Source organism: Streptomyces thermovulgaris, assembly GCF_002155915.1.
Taxonomy (GTDB): Bacteria; Actinomycetota; Actinomycetes; order Streptomycetales; family Streptomycetaceae; genus Streptomyces; species Streptomyces thermovulgaris.
Genome location: NZ_MUME01000331.1, coordinates 1 through 5,130 on the forward strand (window position 1 = coordinate 1; position 5,130 = coordinate 5,130).

General features: G+C 71.2%; 5 protein-coding genes. 3 read left to right on the forward strand and 2 right to left on the reverse strand.

The genetic code is table 11. The features are described 5' to 3' along the window. Positions 1-423: 423 nt before the first annotated feature. From CCN35_RS23000 to CCN35_RS23010, 3 genes are all read left to right on the forward strand, one after another. Positions 424-1,818, forward strand: a complete 1,395-nt coding sequence (locus CCN35_RS23000; RefSeq protein WP_086794141.1) for an MFS transporter — start codon at positions 424-426, stop codon at positions 1,816-1,818. Between the two features lie 398 nt (positions 1,819-2,216). Continuing rightward, complete coding sequence (locus CCN35_RS23005) at positions 2,217-2,591, forward strand: roadblock/LC7 domain-containing protein (RefSeq protein WP_067396513.1); 375 nt, start codon at positions 2,217-2,219, stop codon at positions 2,589-2,591. A 198-nt stretch (positions 2,592-2,789) separates the two neighbouring features. Continuing rightward, the gene (locus tag CCN35_RS23010) at positions 2,790-3,167 is read left to right on the forward strand and encodes an ArsR/SmtB family transcription factor (RefSeq protein WP_067396510.1); all 378 of its coding nucleotides are present in this window, start codon (positions 2,790-2,792) and stop codon (positions 3,165-3,167) included. Positions 3,168-3,341: 174 nt separating this feature from the next. Here CCN35_RS23010 and CCN35_RS23015 read toward each other — a convergent pair whose 3' ends face one another. Further along, positions 3,342-4,202: a sulfurtransferase gene (locus CCN35_RS23015; protein WP_086794144.1), complete on the reverse strand. Its 861-nt coding sequence runs from the start codon at positions 4,200-4,202 to the stop codon at positions 3,342-3,344. Positions 4,203-4,432: 230 nt separating this feature from the next. Next, a partial coding sequence (locus CCN35_RS23020) for a DsbA family protein (RefSeq protein WP_158100427.1) occupies positions 4,433-5,130 on the reverse strand: 698 nt, incomplete at its 5' end.

Genomic DNA, 5,130 nt, shown 5'->3' on the forward strand with positions numbered 1-5,130 from the left:
ACCCCCGTGCCCGGTCCGGCCTGAGCACCACGGCCTGCACCTGAGCCCATGGCCTGTAGGGGGTGCCCCCACAGATCAACTCCCCATTGTGTTGGTCACATACATAGGTGTGGCGTGGCGACCTCCCTACTGTTTCCGGCCATGACAAGCGAATTCCTTGCTCCCACCGCCCGCTCGGCGCTTCCGGGTGCCGACGCGGATCCGGTGTCCCGGGCCGCCCTGGTCACCGGCGACGGCCGGGGAGCCGACTGACGCCCCGGCTCCTTGTGACGCCCCGCACCACCCCTGTCCCTGCCCCCGTCCCCACGACCGGCGGCCCCACAACTGACCCCATAACCGGCCCTCCCACGACCGGCCCCTGTCCGTCCTCACGGCCGCCCTCCACGTCCGTCCCCGCACCCGCACCAGAGAACCGGTGAACCCATGACCGAGACCGCAACCGTCAAGCCGGGCGAGCCCCGCTCCGGCGGCATCGCCCGCATCGTCAGTGCGAGCCTGATCGGCACCACGATCGAGTGGTACGACTTCTTCCTCTACGGCTCCGCCGCCGCGCTGGTGTTCAACACCCTCTTCTTCCCGACCGGCGACCCGCTGGTGGGCACGCTGATCGCGTTCGTCACCTATGCGATCGGGTTCCTGGCCCGGCCGCTCGGCGGCGTGGTCTTCGGGCACTTCGGGGACAAGATCGGCCGCAAGAAGCTGCTGGTGCTCAGTCTGCTGATGATGGGCGGCGCCACCTTCGCCATGGGCCTGCTGCCCACCTACGGCACCATCGGCGTCGCCGCCCCGATCCTGCTCACCGTCCTGCGTCTGATCCAGGGCTTCGCCCTGGGCGGCGAGTGGGGCGGCGCCGTGCTGATCGTCTCCGAGCACGGCGGCCCCGAGCACCGCGGCTTCTGGGCCTCCTGGCCGCAGTCCGGGGCTCCCGGCGGCAACCTGCTGGCCACCGGTGTCCTCGCACTGCTGGCCGCCGTCCAGTCCGAGCAGACGTTCCTGTCCTGGGGCTGGCGCATCCCGTTCCTGCTCTCCGGCATCCTGGTCGTGATCGGACTGTGGATCCGTGTCTCGGTGTCCGAGTCACCGGTCTTCCTCGCCGCCCAGGCCAAGGCGGAGGCGGAGGCCGCCAAGGGGGTCAAGGAGAAGGCTCCCGTCGTCGAGGTCTTCCGCCGCAGCTGGCGCGAGGTGCTCGGGGCCGTCGGCGTCCGGTTCGGCGAGAACATCTCCTACTACATCCTCACCTCCTTCGTGCTGGTCTACGTCACCACCCACCTGGACCTGCCGAAGAGCACCGCGCTGAACGCCGTCCTGATCGGCTCCGTCGTCCACTTCTTCACCATCCCGCTGTGGGGGGCGCTCTCCGACCGGCTCGGCCGCAGGCCCGTGACCCTGATCGGCTCGGGCGGCATGGCCGTGTGGGCGTTCGCCTTCTTCACCCTGGTCGACTCGGAGTCCTTCGCCGTGATCACCCTGTCGGTCACCGTGGGCCTGCTGCTCCACGGCGCGATGTACGGGCCGCAGGCCGCCTTCGTCTCCGAGATGTTCGACACCAGGGTCCGCTACTCCGGGGCCTCCATGGGCTCCCAGCTGGCCTCCATCGTCGCCGGCGCCCTCGCCCCCATCATCGCCGTCGAGCTCCTCAGGAGCTACGACTCCTCGACGCCCATCGCCCTGTACCTCTCCTTCGCCGCGGTGGTCACCACCCTCACCGTCGTCGCCCTCCGGGAGACCCGCGGCCGTGACCTGACCCGCCCGGCGGCGGACTCCGTGCCGGCCCCGCGGGCGCAGGAGGCGCCGATCGCCCGTACCGACCCGGCCTGACAGCGGCCACCGGGTGCGGTCCGCCCTGCCGGAGAAGTGCTCCGAGCAGGCACGGGCGGACCGCACGGGCCATCCCCCGTCCCCGGCCCGCGCCGGAGACGGGGCCGCGCTCTCCGCCCTGTTCGGCACACGCATTCGGCACGTGGATTCGACACACGAACGACCTGACTCCGCCCGGACGAACCCCGGGACGTCGTTCGCGCAACACCCTTCCCCAACAAGTCGGTTGTGATCGCCGAACCGTCCCTCACCGGCATTCTTCGTTCAGCGGACGTCACTCCTGAAGACCTTCCCTCGAACACCGGGACGCGCCCCTACGGTGCGGTCACCGGACGGGACGGCGGCGGCCGCCGTGCCCAGCCGCCAACCGCATCGACAACCGAGTGGGGAGGCCACCCATGGCAAATGTGGAAGTGTCGCTGAAGGAAATGATGACCGCGATCGAGGGAGCGCTGGGCGCGGCGGTCGTCGACTACACCAGCGGAATGGCCCTGGGAACCCTGGGCGGGGGCAAGGACCTGGACCTGACCGTCGCGGCGGCGGGGAACACGGACGTCATCCGCGCCAAGGTCCGCACCATGGAGCAGCTGGGCCTGCAGAGCCAGATCGAGGACATCCTGATCACGCTCACCGGCCAGTACCACCTGATCCGCCTGGTCACCGGGCGCAGCGGCAACGGCCTGTTCCTCTACCTCGTCCTGGACAAGAACCGCTCGAACCTGGCGATGGCCCGCCACCAGCTCAAGCGCATCGAGGAACAGCTCGAGATCTAGGCACCTTCCGCGCCCGGCCGACGCGTGCCCACGATGTGAAGACTTCTTCAAGTCACCACATCCACAAGATGTCAAGTCGTGGATGCACCCGGCCGGGGGCGAGAAGGATCGGCTGTGCACGGCGCATTCCGCGGCGGCGCTCCTCGGGGTGCCGTCGCCCCTTGGGACCATCCTCGACGCGGCAGGGAGCGAGCACGCATGCAAGTCCCCCTTTACCAGGCCAAGGCGGAGTTCTTCCGCATGCTCGGACACCCTGTGCGCATCAGGGTCCTGGAACTGCTCCAGCACGGTCCCGTGCCGGTGCGGGACCTGCTCGCCGACATCGAGATCGAGCCGTCCAGCCTCTCGCAGCAGCTGGCGGTGCTGCGGCGGTCCGGCATCGTCGTGTCCACCCGGGAGGGGTCCACCGTCCGCTACGCACTCGCCGGCGGCGACGTCGCCGAGCTGCTGCGGGCGGCCCGGCGCATCCTCACCGAACTCCTGGTGGGCCAGAACGAGCTGCTCGCCGAACTCCGCCAGACCGACGACGGCCGCACCGCCCCGGCCACCCTGCCCACCGGCACCGGCCCTTCGTAGCATCCGGTCGGCATCGAGGGCCGGGCGGGTCGCCTCCGTGGAGTCCCTTGCGCGGCCGGCCCGTTCGACGACGGAGCCCTCCACTCGGTCGTCACCCCGCCCGGCGGTCGAGTGGGGGTGCCGGTCCAGCCGCCGTCGGCCGGCCCGCCGGCGTCGCCCCGGGCGTCGTCGGCGTCAGCCGACCTCGAGGGGGAGGGCCGGGTCGGCGGCCCACTCGGTGAGGGAGCCGTCGTAGACGGCGACGTCGGGACGGCCGAGGAGGGCCAGCTGGAAGGCCAGGGTGGTGGCGGCGATGCCGCTGCCGCAGTACGTGACGACCTTCTTGGACTCGTCCAGGGTCCCGGCCTCGTCGAGGAGCCCGCGGATCTCGTCGGGGTCGTGGAGGAGGCCGTCGGAGTCGGCGAGGTCGGGGAAGGGGACGTTCGTGCTGGAGGGAATGCGGCCCGGCCGGGCGCAGGTCCTGCGGGTACCGGCGAAGGTGGGACGGTCGAGGCAGTTCACCAGCTGGACGCCCGGGTCGCCGATCGCGGCGAGGACCGTGTCCTTGTCGGCGTGGAGCTCGGGGCGGCGCCGGGCGGTGAACACGGCGGGCTCGTTGGACTCCACGCCGCTCCTGACCGCGTGGCCCGCCCGGGTCCAGGCGGCGAGGCCGCCGTTCAGCACCGACACGTCGTCGAAGCCCTCGTACCGCAGGTTCCACCACAGCCGGGTGGCCCAGATGTTCATGCCCTGGTCGTAGACGACCGCATGGGTGCCGGGGCCGATGCCGAGGGCGCCGATCCGGGCGGCGAAGGTCTCGCTGTCGAGCGCGGTGAACATGGTGGCCGCCTCGGGGTCGGCGAGATCGTGCAGCAGGTCGGCGAAGACGGCGCCGGGGATGTGGGCCTTCTCGTACGCCCGGCGGCCCGATTCGAACTCGTAGTAGCCGTCGCCCTCGGGCTGGGTGAGGAAGGTGGTGGCGTCGAGGATCCGGAGCGCGGGGTCCTCGAGGCGCTCGTGCAGCCAGGCCGGGTCCACCAGCAGGGGAGGGGACATGTGTGCCTCCTTGTTCGTGCAGCCCCGGCAGGGCACCGAGGCACCCTGCACATGCACTCTTTGTGCAGTATGTCCCATCCTGCTTCTTCCGGAGATGCCCGGACGGCTCGCAAAGCCCGGTCTCGCCCGTGGCCGTGCGGGTGCGCCTCCGGCCGGGCGGAGGGCCGACCGGGCGAACCGGACGGAAAAATGCGCCGCCCGGTGCCCGGGTCCGGTCGACGCCGGCCGCACTACACCGAGTTCGCGTCGGCGATGGATGCTTCGAGTGCGTGGGTGAGGGTGGTGGCGTCGTGGGGGCCGGTGTGGCGGTGGTCGTTGACGAAGAAGGTGGGTGCGCCGCTGGCGCCGCTGGCTTCGGCGCTGGCGACGTCGGCGCGGATCCGGGCGGCGGTGGCCTCGGACTCCAGATCGCGCAGGAAGACCTCGATGTCCAGGCCGGCCTGGACGGCGTAGCTGATGATGTCCTCGAACTCCAGGCGGTCCTGGTGGGCGAAGAGCAGTTCGTGCATCTGCCAGAAGCGTCCCTGGGCGTCGGCGGCGACGGCGGCCCGGGCGGCCAGCTCGGCGTGCGGGTGGACGTCGGGCAGCGGCAGGTGCCGGTAGACATAGCGCAGCCGGTCGCCGAAGTGCTGCCGCAGCTCCTGGGCCACCCCGGTGGCATGCGCGCAGAACGGGCACTCGTAATCGCCGTACTCCACCAGCGTCAGCGGCGCGTCCACCGGACCTTGGATGTGATCCCTGCCCGGGTCGACGGGCCGGTCCAAAACGCGCGGCAGGTCGGCGTCGGCCTGGCCGCGCAGCAGGGCGGTCAGCCGGAAGACCACCCACCCCAGCAGCGTGGCCAGCACCGCCGCCAGCAGCACCCCGACGGTGGCCGGGGCCAGCAGCGGGGAGCCGTCGAAGGCCAGCGAGGCGATCAGCAGCGAGA

Coding starts and splice junctions, on each gene's coding strand:
- CCN35_RS23000 (WP_086794141.1), top strand. CDS start 424: ATGACCGAGACCGCAACCGTCAAGCCGGGCGAGCCCCGCTCCGGCGGC.
- CCN35_RS23005 (WP_067396513.1), top strand. CDS start 2,217: ATGGCAAATGTGGAAGTGTCGCTGAAGGAAATGATGACCGCGATCGAG.
- CCN35_RS23010 (WP_067396510.1), top strand. CDS start 2,790: ATGCAAGTCCCCCTTTACCAGGCCAAGGCGGAGTTCTTCCGCATGCTC.
- CCN35_RS23015 (WP_086794144.1), bottom strand. CDS start 4,202: ATGTCCCCTCCCCTGCTGGTGGACCCGGCCTGGCTGCACGAGCGCCTC.